Genomic DNA, 16,446 nt, shown 5'->3' with positions numbered 1-16,446 from the left:
TTCGGCCGCTGCACAAGTAGCCTGGTGGATCGTGCGTATCGTCTTCGCCGGAACCCCGGAACCCGCGCTGCCGTCATTGCGTCGGCTCATCGCGTCGCCCCGCCATGAGGTGGTCGCGGTGCTGACCCGTCCGGACGCGGCCTCCGGTCGCCGCGGCAAGCCCGCGCCGTCCCCGGTCGCGGAACTCGCTCTCGCCGAAGGTATTCCGGTGCTGCGGCCCGCCAAGCCCAATGAGCCCGAGTTCGTCGCCGAACTCGCCGAGCTGGCCCCCGACTGCTGCGCCGTCGTCGCCTACGGTGCGCTGCTGCGGGACGAGCTGCTGGCGGTGCCCCGCCTGGGCTGGATCAACCTGCACTTCTCGGTGCTGCCGGCGTGGCGCGGTGCCGCCCCGGTGCAGGCCGCCATCGCGGCGGGCGACGAGGTGACCGGCGCCACCACCTTCCAGATCGAACGCGCCCTGGACTCCGGCCCGGTGTACGGCGTGCTGACCGAGACGGTGCGACCCATCGACACCGCGGGCGACGTGCTGGCCCGACTGGCCGACGCCGGCGCCGGTCTGCTGGAGTCGACGCTCGACGGTGTCGAGGACGGTGCGCTGACCGCGGTGCCGCAGCCCACAGACGGCGTGACGATCGCGCCCAAGGTCACCGTCGAGGACGCGCGGGTGCGCTGGGACCTGCCGGCGCACGTCGTCGACCGCCGCATCCGCGCGGTCACGCCGAATCCGGGCGCCTGGACCGAGATCGGCGACCTGCGGGTGAAGCTCGGGCCGGTGGTTCCGGTCGAGGCAGAACCGTTGGCGCCCGGGGCAATTCGGGTGCAGAAGTCGGGCGTGCTGGTCGGCACCGGGAGCACTCCGGTGCGTCTGGGCATGGTGCAACCGCCGGGGAAGAAACTGATGAATGCGGCGGACTGGGCGCGCGGTGCCCGGCTGGACGAAGGTGTGGTGGCCCGGTGACTGAACGCGGTAACAATGGGCGCGGGGGCCGGCAGGGTCGTCCCAACAACCAGGGCCTCGCGGGTGGCCGGGACCGTCAGGACCGCCAGCCGAGCCGGTCGCAGGCGCCACGCGGCCCGCGCCGCAAGCCGCTCGATCCGGCCCGCCGGGCCGCGTTCGACGTGCTGCGCGCGGTGTCGCAGCGCGATGCCTACGCCAACCTCGCGCTGCCGGCCATCCTGCGCGAGCGCGACATCACCGGCCGCGACGCGGCTTTCGCCACCGAGCTGACCTACGGCACCTGCCGCTGCGTCGGGCTGCTCGACGCGGTGATCGAGAGCGCCGCCGGGCGGCCCACCGACCGGATCGACCCGGTCCTGCTCGACCTGCTGCGGCTCGGCGCCTACCAGCTGCTGCGCACCCGCGTCGACGCCCACGCCGCGGTGGACACGACCGTCGAGCAGGCCGGCATCGAATTCGATTCGGTGCGTGCGGGTTTCGTCAACGGCGTGCTGCGCACCATCGCGAGCAAGGATGAGGCCGCCTGGGTGGCCGAGCTCGCGCCGTCGGCCGCCGCCGACCCGATCGGCCACACCGCGTTCACGCATGCGCACCCGCGCTGGGTGGCGCAGTCATTCGCCGACGCACTCGGCGCCGATGCGGGGGAGCTCGACGCGATGCTCACCAGCGACGACGAACGCCCCGTCGTGCACCTCGCGGCCCGCCCCGGCGAGATCAGTGCCGAGGAGCTTGCCGCGGCGACCGGCGGCGATGTCGGCCGGTTCTCGCCGTACGCGGTGTACCTGCCCGGCGGCGACCCCGGCCAGCTGGACCCGATCCGCGACGGTCTGGCACAGGTGCAGGACGAGGGCAGCCAGCTGGTGGCCCGCGCCCTCACCGAGGTGCCGCTGGAGGGCAACGACACCCGCTGGCTGGATCTGTGTTCGGGACCCGGCGGCAAGACCGCGATGCTCGCGGCCATCGCCGCGCAGTGCGGCGCCACGGTGACCGCGGTCGAACCGACGGAGCATCGCGCCGACCTGGTGGAGCGCAACACCCTCGGCATGGGTGTCGAGGTGCTGCGGGTCGACGGCCGCGAGTCGGGGCTGGAGCCCGGATCCTTCGACCGGGTGCTGGTCGACGCGCCCTGCACCGGCCTGGGCGCGCTGCGTCGGCGGCCCGAGGCGCGGTGGCGCCGGCAGCCGTCGGATGTGCCGGGCCTGGCCCGGCTGCAGCGTGAATTGCTCGCGGCGGCAATCAAACTCACCCGGCCCGGTGGGGTGGTGCTGTACGCGACGTGTTCGCCGCACCTGGCCGAAACCGTCGGGGTGATCGCCGACGCGGTGCGACGTCAGCCGGTCGAACAGATCGACACCCGTCCGCTGTTCGCCCCGGCCGATCGGCTCGGCCTCGGACCACATGTGCAGTTATGGCCACATCGGCATGGCACCGATGCGATGTTCGCGGCCGCGCTCAAAGTAGTCTGACCGCCATGGCAGGACCACTGATCGCCCCGTCCATCCTCTCCGCCGACTTCGCCCGGCTCGCCGAAGAAACGGCAGCGGTCGAGGGTGCCGACTGGCTGCACGTCGACGTCATGGACAACCATTTCGTCCCCAACCTGACGCTGGGTCTGCCGGTCGTCGAGAGCCTGCTGAAGGTCACCGACATCCCGATGGACTGCCATCTGATGATCGAGGACCCCAAGCGCTGGGCCCCCGCCTACGCCGAAGCCGGCGCCTACAACGTGACGTTCCACGCCGAGGCCACCGATGACCCGATCTCCGTCGCCCGCGACATCCGCGCGGCCGGCGCCAAGGCGGGCCTGTCCGTCAAACCCGGTACCCCGATCGAGCCCTACCTGGACATCCTGCGCGACTTCGACACCCTGCTGGTGATGTCGGTCGAGCCGGGATTCGGTGGACAGAAGTTCATCGCCGAGGTGCTGCCCAAGGTCACCGCGGTGCGCCGGCTGGTCGACTCCGGTGAGCTGACCCTGGTCGTCGAGATCGACGGCGGCATCAACGACGACACCATCGAAGCCGCCGCCGCGGCCGGTGTGGACTGCTTCGTCGCGGGTTCCGCGGTGTACAACGCGGCGGATCCGGGTGCCGCGGTGGAATCCCTGCGGCGTCAGGCCGCGGCCGCGTCACCGCACCTGGTGCTGTGACGCCGGAGGCCATCGAGACGGCCATGCGACTGGCCATCGGCCAGGCCGACGCGGTCAAAGGCACCACCTACCCGAACCCGCCGGTCGGCGCGGTGATCCTGGACCGCGACGGCGAGGTGGCCGGCGTCGGCGGGACCCAGCCGCCGGGGGAGGCACACGCCGAGGTCATGGCCCTGCGGCGGGCCGGTACCCGGGCCGCGGGCGGCACCGCGGTGGTGACGCTCGAGCCGTGCAACCACCAGGGCCGCACCGGCCCGTGCGTGGACGCACTGCTGGACGCCGGGGTGGCGGCCGTGGTGTTCGCCGTGGCCGACCCCAATCCGGTGGCCGCGGGCGGCGCCCAGCGGCTGACCGACGCCGGTGTGCGGGTGTCCTCGGGCGTCCTGGCCGACGAGGTCAGCGGTGGCCCGCTGCGCGAGTGGCTGCACCGCCAGCGCACCGGCCGGCCCCATGTGACATGGAAATTCGCGGCGAGCCTCGATGGGCGCAGCGCCGCCGCCGACGGCACCAGCCAGTGGATCACGGGCCCCGCGGCCCGGGCCGACGTGCATCGGCACCGTGCGGTGGCCGACGCCATCGTCGTCGGCACCGGGACGGTGCTGGCCGATGACCCGACGCTGACGGCCCGTCGGTCCGACGGCACCCCGACGGCCCGTCAGCCGCTGCGGGTGGTGGTCGGGGAACGCGAAATCTCGTCGGAGGCCAACGTCCTGAACGACGATTCCCGGACCATGGTGATCCGGACCCATGATCCGCTCGAGGTGCTCCAGGCGCTGTCGGACCGCACCGATGTGATCCTCGAAGGCGGTCCGACCCTGGCCGGGGCGTTCGTCCGGGCGGGACTCGTGGACCGGATTCTGGCGTATCTGGCGCCGACGCTGCTGGGCGGACCCATCACAGCGATCGACGACGCCGGGGTGTCGACCATCGCACAGGCCCGCCGCTGGCGGTTCGACGGCGTCACGACCGTCGGTGCCGACGTCCGGCTCAGCCTGGTGCCGAACTGATTGCTCGGGGGCTTCCAGCGAACTTTTTGCGCCTGCCCGCGGCGGCTCGGCTGCGCAGAGTGGCCGACTGACAGACCCGAACCGATTCCCCAAAATGCGTGAGATGTGCGATTCACCGTCGCGCCCAATGTGATTGGGCTCACCGCGGCCCATCTTTAGTTTTGCTAATCGTTATCAGTTCGAGATCAACGCCGCGACATTCGTGCAGGAAGCCCTGATTTCGCATCCGTAAAATTGAGGACAGACACCGGATCACCTGGATCCGGCTGAAATATCGCGCTCACCGATGTTGTTAGAGCGAAGGTGATCACGAGCAAAGGATACGAGCATGACTGCACTGCAGGACTGGCTCAGCTTCCGTCCGAGTGACGATGGCATCAAGGACATGATGTTCCGCCGGCCCTTACGGGCGGTGCTGAGTGTCGTCGAAGAGTTCGACGAGGCCGTGGACGTGGCGCTGGAGCGCCTCGCGGCCCACGCGAACGGGTCCCACTCCGCGCCCGCGCCCGCCCCGACCCCGGCGTACATCCCGGCCAATGTGGTGCTGATGCGCCCAGGTCTGGAACGCTGCTAGCCCGGGAAAGAGGCCAGATACAACGGAGCCGCAGAGTCGATCGACTCTGCGGCTCCGTTGCGTTATGGCCTATGCCACCGGTGCCGGATCAACCTCGGGCGCGGTCTCCGGTTCGTCGGCCTGCTCGTGGCGGCCGGCGATCAGCAGACCGGCCAGCGCGCCCACCACACACACGATGGCGGTGATCAGGAAGATCGAGCTGTACTGCATGGTGTACGCGGTCTTCACGTTTTTCGCGATCTGGGCCGCCGCGTCGGCAAGGCTGCCGCCCTTGGCCGGCGGCAGCGCCGCCAGGTTCTGATTGAACTTGTACAGACCCCATGCCGACAGCGCCGCCATGCCGATCAGCATGCCGATCATGCGGGACACCACGACGGCGGCCGAGGCGATGCCGTGCTGTGCGGTCGGAACCACCCGCAGCGTCGCCGACGTCAGCGGTCCGATGACCAGACCCAGGCCCAGGCCCGCGATGATCAGGTCCGTCGGCAGCTTCGGCAGCGAGACGACCACGAGGTCGTGGGTGGCCTCCAGCACGTTCATGTCCCAGTGCGACACCAGCAGGTACGCGCCCGCCGCGATGACCAGGCCGGCGAAGGCGACGATCCGGTCGCCGACCCGGGTGGCGATCCACCCGCCGACGAGCGCACCGACCGGCAGCGCGCCCAGGAACCAGGCCAGCTTGAAGACCGCGTGAGACTGGTCGATGCCGAGCACGCCGCGGCTGAACAGCTCGACGTTGACCAGCGTCACCATCAGCGCCGCGCCCGCGCACAGCGAGGACGCCAGGCCCGCCAGGAACGGCCGGAAGTGCACACCCACCGGATCGATCAGCTTGGTGCGGGCGATCTTCTCCCATACGAAGAACGCGACCGCGACGACCGCGGCAGCGATCAGCAACGGCGGGCCGTTTTCCGGAAGCACCTGCTTGCCGTCCGGGTTGGGGTTGTACAGACCCCACGTCGCCAGTCCGAGCGCGACGGCCAGCAGCACGCCGCCGAGGACGTCGATCTTCTCCGGCGTCTCGGTCTCGGCACGTGACGGCAGGCTGAAGTGGATCATCACCATGGCCGCGAGGGTCAGCGGCACGTTGATCCAGAACACATCGCGCCAGTCGTGCAGCAGCCAGACCACGGCCACGCCGTACAGCGGGCCGAGCACGCTGCCCAGCTCCTGCGCGGCACCGATACCGCCCAGCACACCGGCGCGGTTGCGCGCGGCCCACAGATCGGCGGCCAGCGCGAGCGTCACCGGCAGCAGCGCGCCACTGGCGACGCCCTGGATGGTCCGGCCGACGATCAGCTGGATCAGCGGCTCGACCATCTCGTTCGCCGGGGCGAACATGCCGGCAATCGCCGTGACGATCGAGCCGACCGCGAACAGCGCGAGGCTCGCCTGGAGCACCAGCTTGCGGCCGAAGCGGTCGGAGGCCCGGCCCAGCAGTGGCATCGCCGCGATGTAGCCCAGCAGGTACCACGTGACCACGGGCGTGACCTGCTGGATCTTGTTGATCGGGATGCCGATCCCGTCCGGCGGGTCCTTCATCATGTCGGTCATGATCGTCACGACGACATAAGTGTCGAGCGCGCCGAGCAGGACCGCGAGACTGCCTGCGGCTATGGCGACGTGGCGGTTGCTACCCCCGGCCATTACTGAACGTCGGGCTTGTTGACGGTGACCGGCTTACCCCAGTCGGTCAGCGTCATCTGCAGGTTGTTGCCCGGGCTGGTCTCCAGCTGCGCCTGTGCCAGCTGGTGGTTGCCGCCCTCTTCGATCCAGGCGGTGCCCGGCAGTGCGGAGGTGACCTTCAGCTGCGGGGCGATCTTGTTGACGGCCTCGGCGCTGACGGTGCCGGTGACCTTGACGGTCTTCACGCCGTTGATGTCCTCGCGGCCCACGGCCTTGGCGTCGGTGAAGTTGTCCAGGATGTTGGCCAGGCCGGTCTCCGGACGCAGGATCGCCGAGATGTCGTAGATGGCGTCGGCGGGCCCGAAGTCGGACAGCGGGCCACCGGACGACAGCGAGGCGTACAGGTGGTTGTCGTAGACGACGAACGGCGCGTCCTGGACGCCCATGCCGCCGACCGACAGGTTGGCCTTGCCCTGGCCGGCGACGGCCGGGGTGAGCGTCATGTCACCAGTCAGCTTGGTGACCGTCATCTTGGCGATCTTGCCGTTGACGAGGAGCACGAGGTGCACACTCTGCTGGCCACGGGTGGTGTCGGCGGACTGCTTGAGCAGCGGCGCGGCCTCGGGCAGCGGGGTCTTGGACTCTTCGGACTTCGAGCAACCGGAGACCAGGAGCACCCCGGCCATCACGGTGGAGAGTAGGGAAACAAGCATGGCGGAGCGTTTGCGCGTCTGCATGTCCTGCATCGTAATAGGTGCGCCCGACTAACAAGTTGCCTCGATCGGCCTGTAGAACCACAACCATGGTTGCTGAACTCGAATTTCGGGCGGTTCCGATCGATATCGGGGACGGCGCGGCACTGGTGGGCGCAATGGAGGCCGAGATGGCCGAGCTGTATGCCGACGTCCGGAGCGGACTCGATCTCAACGCGCCGAACATGCCGAAGGCCGGACCGGCCGAACTCGGCCCGCCGCACGGCGTCTACCTGGCCGGATACCGTGACGGCCGACCGGTGTGCGGTGGCGGGCTCAAGCGGCTGCCCGACGGGACCTGCGAGATCAAGCGCATGTACGTGGCACCCGAGGCGCGTGGGCAGGTCCTCGCGCGAATCCTGTTGCGGGCCTTGGAGGACGCCGCCCGCGGGCTGGGTTACACGGTAGCCAGGCTCGACACCGGCTCACGTCAACCCCATGCCCAGCGGCTGTACGAGTCGGAGGGGTACCGGCCGATCGCGAATTTCAACGGCAACCCGGTGGCGCACTACTTCGGCGAGAAGCAGCTTTAAGCTGAGGCCATGTTCACCGGCATTGTCGAAGAGCTCGGCGAGATCGTCAGCAAGGACCAACTGGCCGACGCGGCCCGGTTCGTCATCCGCGGCCCGTTGGTCACCACTGATGCCGGGCACGGTGACTCGATCGCGGTGAACGGCGTGTGCCTGACCGTCGTCGACGTGCTGCCCGACGGCGCCTTCTCGGCCGATGTGATGGCCGAGACCCTCAACCGGTCCAGCCTGGCCGGCGTCGAGGTCGGGGGACGGGTCAACCTCGAGCGCGCCGCAGCGATCAACAGCCGGCTGGGCGGGCACATCGTCCAGGGTCACGTCGACGGGACGGGCACTGTGCTGTCGCGCACACCGTCGGAGCACTGGGAGGTCGTGCGCATCGCGCTGCCGCCGCAGCTGGCCCGCTATGTCGTCGAGAAGGGCTCCATCACCGTCGACGGGGTGTCCCTGACGGTGTCGGGCTTGGGCCGCGACGAGCAGGGCGACTGGTTCGAGATCTCTCTGATCCCAACGACGTTGCAGCTGACGACGCTGGGCCGGGCCCCGGTGGGGACCACGGTGAACCTGGAAGTCGACGTCATCGCCAAATACGTCGAACGGCTGCTCACCCCGGCGCAGTAGCGCCCGGTCATGCCGTGTCCGCTGAGCGGACCGGCGGGAGTAAGTCGGCCTGTACCAGTGGTTCATACTGGTAGGTGATCAAGATGGCCCTGATGTGGCCACGGCAAGGGTGGTGGAGATGACGAGGCTTGATTCCGTCGAGCGGGCGATAGCCGATATCGCGGCGGGCAAGGCTGTCGTCGTCATTGACGACGAAGATCGCGAGAACGAGGGCGATCTGATTTTCGCCGCGGAGAAGGCAACCCCGGAACTGGTGGCCTTCATGGTCCGCTACACCTCGGGCTACCTGTGTGTTCCGCTGTCCGGCGAGGTCTGCGACCGGCTGGGTCTGCTGCCGATGTACGCGGTGAACCAGGACAAGCACGGCACCGCCTACACCGTCACGGTCGACGCGAAAAAGGGTGTGGGAACCGGTATTTCGGCATCCGACCGGGCCAAGACCATGCAGGCGCTGGCGGACCCGGCGTCCATTGCCGAGGACTTCAGCAAGCCCGGCCACGTTGTTCCGTTGCGCGCCAAGGACGGTGGCGTCCTGCGCCGCCCCGGCCACACCGAGGCCGCGGTCGATCTGGCCCGGCTGGCCGGGCTGCAGCCCGCCGGCGCGATCTGCGAAATCGTCAGCCAGAAGGACGAGGGCTCCATGGCCCAGACCGAGGAACTGCGCGTCTTCGCCGACGACCACGACCTGGCGCTGATCTCCATCGCCGACCTCATCGAGTGGCGGCGCAAGCACGAGAAGCACATCGAGCGCGTCGCCGAGGCCCGGATTCCGACCCGGCACGGCGAGTTCCGGGCCGTCGGCTACACCAGCATGTACGAGGACGTCGAGCACGTCGCGCTGGTGCGGGGCGACGTCTCCGACCGGGGCGGAGACGACGTGCTGGTGCGCGTGCACTCCGAGTGCCTGACCGGTGACGTGTTCGGTTCCCGGCGCTGCGACTGCGGCCCCCAGCTCGACGCCGCCATGGAGATGGTGGCGAACGAGGGCCGGGGCGTGGTGCTCTACATGCGCGGGCACGAGGGCCGCGGCATCGGCCTGCTGCACAAGCTGCAGGCCTACCAGCTGCAGGATGCCGGCGCCGACACCGTCGATGCCAACCTGGAACTCGGCCTGCCCGCCGATGCCCGGGACTACGGCATCGGCGCCCAGATTCTGGTCGACCTGGGCATCCGGTCCATGCGGCTGCTCACGAACAACCCGGCCAAGCGCGTCGGCCTGGACGGCTACGGCCTGCACATCATCGAGCGGGTGCCCCTGCCCATCGGGCCCAACGCCGACAACATCCGGTACCTCATGACCAAGCGGGACCGCATGGGCCACGACCTCCACGGGCTCGACGATTTCGCCGGTGACGCAACAGACGGAGACGGTAAATGAGTGGCGTCGGTGTTCCGGAGATGCCGGCGATCGACGCCTCCGGATTGAAGCTGGCCATCGTCGCCAGCACCTGGCACACCACCATCTGTGACGCGCTGCTCGACGGCGCCCGCCGGGTGGCCACGGCATCGGGTATTGCCGAACCGACCATCGTCCGGGTGCTCGGTGCCATCGAAATCCCGGTCGTGGCACAGGAATTGGCCAAGAACCACGACGCCGTGATCGCACTCGGTGTGGTGATCCGGGGCGGCACGCCGCATTTCGATTACGTGTGCGACGCCGTCACGCAGGGTCTGACGCGGGTGTCGCTCGACGAGTCGACACCGGTCGCCAACGGCGTGCTGACGGTCAACACCGAGGAGCAGGCCATCGACCGCGCCGGCCTGCCGGGCTCGGCGGAGGACAAGGGCGAGCAGGCCGCCTCGGCCGCGCTCGCCACCGCGATCACCCTGCGCGACCTGCGTCGATGACCGTGCCGATGGCCAGGGAAACCGGCAGCTGGGACCTGGAGGTCCGGCCGCAGCGCGTGAAGTACGTCGCCTACGCCGCGGCCGCCGTCATCATCGCCGTGCACGTCACGGTCGGTGCGCTGCTGAAAATCGGTGCCACCGGGGTGATCTTCCAGACCGCCGACCAGGTGTCGATGGCGCTGCTCGGCATCATCCTGGCCGGTGCGGTGTTGCTGCCGACGCGGTCCCGGCTGCGGGTCGGACCGGCCGGCATCGTCGTCCGTAACGTCTTGAGCGACAAGACCATTGCCTGGTCCGACATTGTGGGGGTCTCGTTCCCGCTGGGCGCCCGCTGGGCCCGGGTCGATCTGCCCGACGATGAATACGTCCCGATCATGGCCATCCAGACCGTCGACAAGGCCCGGGCCGTCGACGCGATGGATCGCCTGCGGGAGCTCGTCGCGAAATACCGCCCGGATCTCAGCTCAGCGTCAAAGACATCGTGAGTTCGTCTGCCGGGCCGGAGCTTTGGGAGCCCTCGGCCGGGTCGGCCGTGGCGACAAACCCGAAGGCGCGGTAGACCCCGAGCGCGGCGGTGTTGTCGCGGTGCACCCGCAGGGTCACGATCTGCGCGCCCAGGCCGCGGCCCCAGTCGATGGCCGCGGACAGCAGCGTGCGCGCCACCCCGTGGCCACGGGCGGCCGGATCGGTCCACAGCGAGTAGAGGTACACCGAGCTCGGACTGGACCGATGCGCCGCGATCAGGCCCACCAGCCGGTCCTCGTGAGCCACGGCGAACTGGGCATGCGCCCGCAGCCGCCGGCGCCACTGTGTCCCGGTGAAGCTCATCTCGGTGCGGTATTCGGCATCGTCGGTCCCCGCGGAATCGGCCAGCGCGCGCAGCCGCAGGGCCGCGAACACCCGCCAGTCGGCTTCGGTGAGCCGGATCACCCCCACCTGGGTGCTCCCTCCCATGGGATAGAATTTGCTGATAGTGACCGATTTTCGCATGCCTTCGCCGCCGCCGGACGTCGTGGCGATCGCACCCGCCGAACTGGTCGGCCGCCTTGGTGCGTACCCGACGGTGACCGTGCCGATCTACCAGGGCCGGCCCGTCGACACCGCGTGGCTGTGGCGCCACCTCGCCGAACCCGCGGACTATTTCGGGCTGACCATGCCGTCCGAGGCCGATCTGGGTGCCGCGGTGGCCCGGTTCGAGGGGCAGCTGGTGGCCGTGACCGTCACGATCACCGACGGTGGCCGGTGCGCGGTGACGGGCACACCCTCGCAGCTGTACGAACCCGAGCCGGTCCGGATCGGCCGGCGCGACAGCGACTGGACCCCACCGGCGGCGACCGACGAGAAGTGGCTGCGGATGGCGGCCCGGACGACCAGCCTGGGCACCGTGGACCTGCTGCTGCGCCGGTTGGCCGAACAGGGCTGCGTGGACGGCATCGGGCCCGGCCCCGACGTCACACCCGCCGTGGCCGGCGCGCTGGTCCTCGACATCGGCGCCGAACTGGTGGGCGTCGAGAACACCGAACCCGTCTCGATCCTCGAGCAATTGCAGGCGTGCGGTGTGGTGCGATCCGTCGCGTGGCGCGCCGCCGTGCCCGCCGACCAGGTGCTGCGCGCCTGGTGGATCTCACCGCAGTACCGCACGCATCCCGTCGCACAACTCGGCGACCACGCCGTTCCCGTTGATTCCGCCCAACCGCCGTTCCTGGAGCAGCTGTGACCAAACCTTTTGTCCCACAGTCCTACAAGTCGTTCCGCATCGACGGCTACGACATCGAGGGCGGCGTGTTCCACGGGCGCTACACCATGTGCGGGGCCGACTCCGCCGACGACGTCAGCTTCGCCGAGACCGTCGACTTCGGCGACACCCTGGGCGGTGGCCGGCCCGACGACCGGCTGCTGCGGCTGCTGACGCTGACCTGCGCGCTGAGCTATTACAAGGCCGCCGCGCCACCGCAGATCGAGATCGCTTTCGCGACTTACGATTTCGAACGGGAGTATCTGCGTCAGGTGCTGGCCGGCGGCCTCGGCGAGTACGCCTACCGCAACAACCTGCCGGGCGCGTTGAGCCCGGAGCTCACCGGCGACCGCGCCGAGATCGGCGAACAGCAGCCGGACACCTGGAACGCCGACGCGCCGCCGCTGGTGCCGGTCGGCGGCGGTAAGGACTCGGTGGTGACCATCGAGGCGCTCGCCCCGCTGCAGCCGGTGTTGTTCAACGTCAACAGGTTCGACCCGATCGACCGGTGCGTCGAGATCAGCGGGCTGCCGCACGTGCGTGTCATGCGGACCATCGACCGCACCCTCATCGACGTCAACGCGGCCGGCGCCTACAACGGGCACATCCCGGTCACCGCGATCAACAGCATCATCGGCTTGATCGTGGCCGACGCCAGGGGCCTCGGTCCGGTGGTGCTGTCCAACGAGCGCTCGTCCAACGTCGGCAACGTCGAGTGGATGGGCCAGGACATCAACCACCAGTGGTCCAAGAGCGTCACCTACGAGACGCTGTTGCGAGACACCCTCGCCGCGTACGGGCTGAACCCCGACCGGTATTTCTCGCTGCTGCGTGGCCTCTCGGAGTCGCAGATCGCCGACCGGTTCGCGGCCAGTCCGCAGTACTTCCGCGCGTTCATCAGCTGTAACCGGCCGTTCGCGCTCGATGCCGGCCGCCGCGGCGCCACCTGGTGCGGGCATTGCCCGAAGTGTCAGTTCGTCTTCGTGCTGATGGCGCCGCGGCTGGGCCGCGACGAGGTCGAGGCGATCTTCGGGCGAAACCTGTTCGAGGACACCGACAGCCGGGCCGAGTTCGAGGACATCCTCGGGGTCGGCGCGCACAAGCCGTTCGAGTGCGTCGGTGAGTACTACGAGGCCGCCGAGTCGATGCTGACCATCCTCGACGACGAGGCCTGGGCCGGCCTGCCGCTGGTCGAGCAGTTCCGCAGTGCGCGAGCCGATCTGGAGCGCGTCGCCGCCGACCACGACGACAGCCCGGCAGTGCAGTACGTACCCGAGCGCTACCGCGCCGCCCTGGACGACCGGCCGTGACGTCACAACGTCCGCAGCTCGCCGGTGTCGCCGTCGGCATCTGGGGCTTCGGCAAGGAGGGCCAGTCGCTGGCCCGGACCGCGGCGGCCGAGGGCGCGGCGCGGATCGACGCCGTCGACGACGCCGGCCGCGGCACCCTGGACGCGCCGACCGACATCGCCAACCTGAGCCTGTGGCGCGGCGCCGAACACCTGACCCGACTGGCGGACTGTGACGTGGTGTTCCTCAGCCCCGGGATACCCTGGCATCAGCCGTTTTTCGCCGAGCTGCGCGCCGCAGGCGCCACCTTGTCGAGCGCCGCCGACTGGTACCTGCACCGCTACGCGGCACAGACCGTCGGCGTCACCGGGACCAAGGGCAAGAGCACGACGGCGTCGTTCCTGTCGCACCTGCTGCGGCGGCTCGGCGCCGATGCCGTGGTGGCGGGAAACATCGGCACCCCGCTGTCGGACCTGGCGCCGGCGCCGGACGCCGTCGTCGTCGCCGAGCTGTCCAGCCAGCAGTGCGCGCTGGTGACTGCGTCACCGCGGATCTCGGTGATCACCAACCTCTTCGAGGACCACCTGGACTGGCACGGCGACATCGACGCCTACCACGGCGCGAAGGCCAACATCTTCAGCCACGGCGGCGAGGTGCTGATCACCACGCCGCAGGTGCTGGCGGCTCTCGAGCGACTGGGTATCGCGCCGCCACCGGTGGTGCGCACCGTCGACGCGGCGGACGTGACGCGTCCCGAGGGGGATTACGTCATGGCCTACGAACACAACGTCGTCAACGGCGCACTGGCGGCCGTCGCGGCCGCCGAGGTGCTCGGCCGGCCGGTCACCGAGGACGAATTCCTCGGCGCGGTAACGACATTCGAGGCGCTGCCGCACCGGCTGCAGGTCGTGCGCCGCACCGGGGGAGTGCGCTGGATCGACGACACCCTGGCCACCACCGGGGAGAGCGTCGTCGCCGCGCTGCGCTCGATGCGGCCCGACGACCGGGTGGCGCTCATCGTCGGCGGCATGGACCGTCAGCTCGACTACGACCAGATCGACGACTATCTGCTCTCGGGCGCACGTGACGTTCACCTCATCCAGGGACCGACCAACGGCACCGCGATCGGTCGCCGCTTCGCCGCGGCGCAGCCCGCGTGCGTGCACCCGGTGGACAGTCTGCAGGCGGCGGTGCAGGTCGCGGCCGCCGTGCCGGGAGTGACGGCCGTGCTGTTGTCGCCGGGTGCGGCGAGCTATGACCTGTACGCGAACTACGTGGCCAAGGCCGCGGCGTTCTGCGAGCTCATCGATGCTGTCAGCCCGTCGAACTAACCTGTAACGGTGCCTGATCCATCGACGTACCGGCCTGCGCCGGGAACCATCCCGTTGGAACCGGGGGTGTACCGGTTCCGGGATCCGCACGGTCGGGTCATTTATGTCGGCAAGGCCAAGAGCCTGCGGAGCCGCCTGAACTCGTACTTCGCCGACCTGTCGGCGCTCTCGCCGCGCACCCGGCAGATGGTGACCACGGCCGGCAGCGTCGAGTGGACGGTCGTCACGACCGAAGTCGAAGCGCTGCAACTGGAATACAACTGGATCAAGGAATTCGATCCGCGATTCAACATCCGGTACCGCGACGACAAGTCGTACCCCGTGCTGGCGGTCACCCTCAACGAGGAGTACCCGCGGCTGTTCGTCTACCGCGGCCCGCGGCGCAAAGGCGTCCGGTACTTCGGCCCGTACTCGCACGCCTGGGCCATCCGCGAGACGCTGGACCTGCTGACGCGGGTCTTCCCGGCGCGCACCTGCTCGAACGGAGTGTTCAAGCGGCACAACCAGATCGGTCGGCCCTGCCTGCTGGGCTACATCGACAAGTGCTCGGCCCCGTGCGTCGGGCGGGTGACCGCCGCCGAGCACCGCAAGATCGTCGACGACTTCTGCGACTTCCTGGCCGGTAAGACCGACCGACTGGCGCGGGACATGGAACAGCAGATGGCCGAGGCCGCCGAGGAACTGGAGTTCGAGCGGGCGGCGCGGCTGCGGGACAACATCTCGGCACTCAAGCGGGCGCTGGAGAAGCAGGCCGTGGTGCTCGGTGACGGCACCGACGCCGACGTGGTGGCCTTCGCCGATGACGACCTGGAAGCCGCCGTACAGGTGTTCCACGTCCGCGGTGGCCGGGTCCGGGGTCAGCGTGGCTGGGTCATCGAGAAGTCCGGCGAACCGGGGGAGTCCGGCGAGGACTATCTGGTGAGCCAGTTCCTCACGCAGTTCTACGGCGATCAGGCCGAACTGCGCGGCGCCGGACCGGCCGATGAGACCACCAATCCGGTGCCCAAAGAGGTTCTGGTGCCGGTACTTCCGGACAACGCCGACGAACTCGCCGTCTGGCTGTCCGGGCTGCGGGGTTCGCGTGTGCAGCTGCGGGTGGCGCAGCGCGGCGACAAGCGCGCGCTGGCGGACACGGTGCAGCGCAATGCGAAGGACGCGCTGGCGCAGCACAAGCTCAAGCGCGCCGGCGACTTCAACGCCAGATCCGAAGCGCTGCAGAGCATCCAGGATTCGCTGGAGCTCGATGATGCGCCACTGCGTATCGAGTGCGTCGACATCAGTCACGTGCAGGGTACCGACGTGGTGGCCTCGCTGGTGGTGTTCGAGGATGGCCTGCCGCGCAAGTCCGACTACCGGCACTACGCGATTCGTGAGGCCGCGGGCGGCGGCCGGTCCGACGACGTCGCGTCCATCGCCGAGGTCACCCGCCGGCGCTTCGCGCGTCATGTCGCGGACACCCAGGTGCTGGAGAACACAGACGTGACCGACGCCACCGAAACCCCGGTACGGCCAAAGCGATTCGCGTATCCACCCAACCTGTTCGTGGTCGACGGCGGTGCGCCGCAGGTGAACGCGGCGGCCGCGGTGCTCGACGAATTGGGCGTCACCGATGTGGCGGTCATCGGGCTGGCCAAACGCCTGGAAGAGGTGTGGGTTCCCGAGCAGCCGGACCCGCTGATCATGCCGCGCAACGGCGAGGGCCTGTATCTGCTGCAGCGCGTGCGTGATGAAGCCCACCGATTCGCCATCAGCTATCACCGCAGCAAACGATCGAAGCGGATGACGGCGTCGGTGCTCGACGCGATCCCCGGCCTGGGTGAACATCGGCGCAAGGCATTGGTCACCCACTTCGGTTCGGTGGCACGGTTGAAGGAGGCCGGCGTCGACGAACTGACGGCGGTGCCGGGCATCGGGGCGGCGACGGCGCAGGCGGTGGTGGATGCGCTGCGGTCCGATTCCCAGCCGGATTCTGGGGCGGCGCCGACGGTTATCGGCAATGATCGGACAGAGCAGTGAGCGCGCAGCA

The 16,446-nt window shown here is 69.4% G+C and carries 17 protein-coding genes; 14 read left to right on the top strand and 3 right to left on the bottom strand.

Going from position 1 to position 16,446, the window contains the following annotated elements:
* Nucleotides 1-31 precede the first annotated feature (31 nt).
* The 5 genes from fmt (at nucleotide 32) to G6N46_RS04850 (ending at nucleotide 4,688) form a co-directional block, all read left to right on the top strand.
* Nucleotides 32-958, top strand: a complete 927-nt coding sequence (fmt, locus tag G6N46_RS04870; RefSeq protein ID WP_138249143.1) for a methionyl-tRNA formyltransferase — start codon at nucleotides 32-34, stop codon at nucleotides 956-958.
* The gene (locus G6N46_RS04865) at nucleotides 955-2,424 is read left to right on the top strand and encodes an RsmB/NOP family class I SAM-dependent RNA methyltransferase (RefSeq protein ID WP_138249144.1); all 1,470 of its coding nucleotides are present in this window, start codon (nucleotides 955-957) and stop codon (nucleotides 2,422-2,424) included. Before fmt ends, G6N46_RS04865 begins: the two co-directional genes overlap by 4 nt.
* Before the next feature lie 5 nt (nucleotides 2,425-2,429).
* Nucleotides 2,430-3,107: a ribulose-phosphate 3-epimerase gene (gene rpe, locus G6N46_RS04860; RefSeq protein WP_138249145.1), complete on the top strand. Its 678-nt coding sequence runs from the start codon at nucleotides 2,430-2,432 to the stop codon at nucleotides 3,105-3,107.
* Nucleotides 3,104-4,114, top strand: a complete 1,011-nt coding sequence (gene ribD, locus G6N46_RS04855; protein WP_338100903.1) for a bifunctional diaminohydroxyphosphoribosylaminopyrimidine deaminase/5-amino-6-(5-phosphoribosylamino)uracil reductase RibD — start codon at nucleotides 3,104-3,106, stop codon at nucleotides 4,112-4,114. Before rpe ends, ribD begins: the two co-directional genes overlap by 4 nt.
* 328 nt (nucleotides 4,115-4,442) lie before the next feature.
* Complete coding sequence (locus G6N46_RS04850; RefSeq protein ID WP_138249146.1) at nucleotides 4,443-4,688, top strand: hypothetical protein; 246 nt, start codon at nucleotides 4,443-4,445, stop codon at nucleotides 4,686-4,688.
* A 69-nt stretch (nucleotides 4,689-4,757) separates the two neighbouring features.
* On the opposite strand, the gene G6N46_RS04845 is transcribed toward G6N46_RS04850, so the two are convergent.
* On the bottom strand, nucleotides 4,758-6,335 hold the full coding sequence (locus G6N46_RS04845; RefSeq protein ID WP_138249147.1) for an MFS transporter: 1,578 nt from the start codon (nucleotides 6,333-6,335) through the stop codon (nucleotides 4,758-4,760).
* On the bottom strand, nucleotides 6,335-7,051 hold the full coding sequence (locus tag G6N46_RS04840; RefSeq protein ID WP_163692604.1) for an LppX_LprAFG lipoprotein: 717 nt from the start codon (nucleotides 7,049-7,051) through the stop codon (nucleotides 6,335-6,337). Before G6N46_RS04840 ends, G6N46_RS04845 begins: the two co-directional genes overlap by 1 nt.
* Before the next feature lie 65 nt (nucleotides 7,052-7,116).
* On the opposite strand from G6N46_RS04840, the gene G6N46_RS04835 reads away from it, so the two are divergent.
* From G6N46_RS04835 to G6N46_RS04815, 5 genes are all read left to right on the top strand, one after another.
* Nucleotides 7,117-7,599 carry a GNAT family N-acetyltransferase gene (locus tag G6N46_RS04835; protein ID WP_138249149.1) on the top strand — a complete coding sequence of 161 codons (483 nt, stop codon included), beginning with the start codon at nucleotides 7,117-7,119 and terminating at the stop codon, nucleotides 7,597-7,599.
* Between the two features lie 9 nt (nucleotides 7,600-7,608).
* Entirely contained in the window at nucleotides 7,609-8,217 is a 609-nt protein-coding gene (locus G6N46_RS04830) for a riboflavin synthase (protein ID WP_138249150.1), read from the top strand.
* Nucleotides 8,218-8,335: 118 nt separating this feature from the next.
* The gene (locus G6N46_RS04825; protein ID WP_138249151.1) at nucleotides 8,336-9,595 is read left to right on the top strand and encodes a bifunctional 3,4-dihydroxy-2-butanone-4-phosphate synthase/GTP cyclohydrolase II; all 1,260 of its coding nucleotides are present in this window, start codon (nucleotides 8,336-8,338) and stop codon (nucleotides 9,593-9,595) included.
* Complete coding sequence (gene ribH, locus G6N46_RS04820; RefSeq protein ID WP_138249152.1) at nucleotides 9,592-10,065, top strand: 6,7-dimethyl-8-ribityllumazine synthase; 474 nt, start codon at nucleotides 9,592-9,594, stop codon at nucleotides 10,063-10,065. Before G6N46_RS04825 ends, ribH begins: the two co-directional genes overlap by 4 nt.
* Nucleotides 10,062-10,550 carry a PH domain-containing protein gene (locus tag G6N46_RS04815; protein WP_138249153.1) on the top strand — a complete coding sequence of 163 codons (489 nt, stop codon included), beginning with the start codon at nucleotides 10,062-10,064 and terminating at the stop codon, nucleotides 10,548-10,550. Before ribH ends, G6N46_RS04815 begins: the two co-directional genes overlap by 4 nt.
* Here the strand turns inward: G6N46_RS04815 and G6N46_RS04810 are convergent.
* Nucleotides 10,525-11,019, bottom strand: a complete 495-nt coding sequence (locus G6N46_RS04810) for a GNAT family N-acetyltransferase (protein ID WP_234880636.1) — start codon at nucleotides 11,017-11,019, stop codon at nucleotides 10,525-10,527. The genes G6N46_RS04815 and G6N46_RS04810 overlap by 26 nt on opposite strands.
* Nucleotides 11,020-11,053: 34 nt before the next feature.
* On the opposite strand from G6N46_RS04810, the gene G6N46_RS04805 reads away from it, so the two are divergent.
* From G6N46_RS04805 to uvrC, 4 genes are read left to right on the top strand one after another with little or no spacing between them, the layout of a single operon-like run.
* The gene (locus G6N46_RS04805) at nucleotides 11,054-11,782 is read left to right on the top strand and encodes a hypothetical protein (RefSeq protein WP_138249155.1); all 729 of its coding nucleotides are present in this window, start codon (nucleotides 11,054-11,056) and stop codon (nucleotides 11,780-11,782) included.
* Nucleotides 11,779-13,110: a MurL-like N-terminal domain-containing gene (locus G6N46_RS04800; RefSeq protein WP_138249156.1), complete on the top strand. Its 1,332-nt coding sequence runs from the start codon at nucleotides 11,779-11,781 to the stop codon at nucleotides 13,108-13,110. The genes G6N46_RS04805 and G6N46_RS04800 overlap by 4 nt, the downstream gene beginning before the upstream one ends.
* Nucleotides 13,107-14,420 (top strand): UDP-N-acetylmuramoyl-L-alanine--D-glutamate ligase, encoded by a 1,314-nt coding sequence (gene murD / locus G6N46_RS04795; protein ID WP_138249157.1) that lies wholly within the window; start codon nucleotides 13,107-13,109, stop codon nucleotides 14,418-14,420. The genes G6N46_RS04800 and murD overlap by 4 nt, the downstream gene beginning before the upstream one ends.
* Before the next feature lie 9 nt (nucleotides 14,421-14,429).
* Entirely contained in the window at nucleotides 14,430-16,436 is a 2,007-nt protein-coding gene (uvrC, locus tag G6N46_RS04790) for an excinuclease ABC subunit UvrC (RefSeq protein ID WP_138249158.1), read from the top strand.
* The last annotated feature ends 10 nt before the right edge of the window (nucleotides 16,437-16,446 follow it).

The organism is Mycolicibacterium phocaicum, from assembly GCF_010731115.1.
Taxonomy (GTDB): domain Bacteria; phylum Actinomycetota; class Actinomycetes; order Mycobacteriales; family Mycobacteriaceae; genus Mycobacterium; species Mycobacterium phocaicum.
Note: the sequence above shows the minus strand (reverse complement) of the source record. Positions and strands in the feature narration are given on the sequence as shown.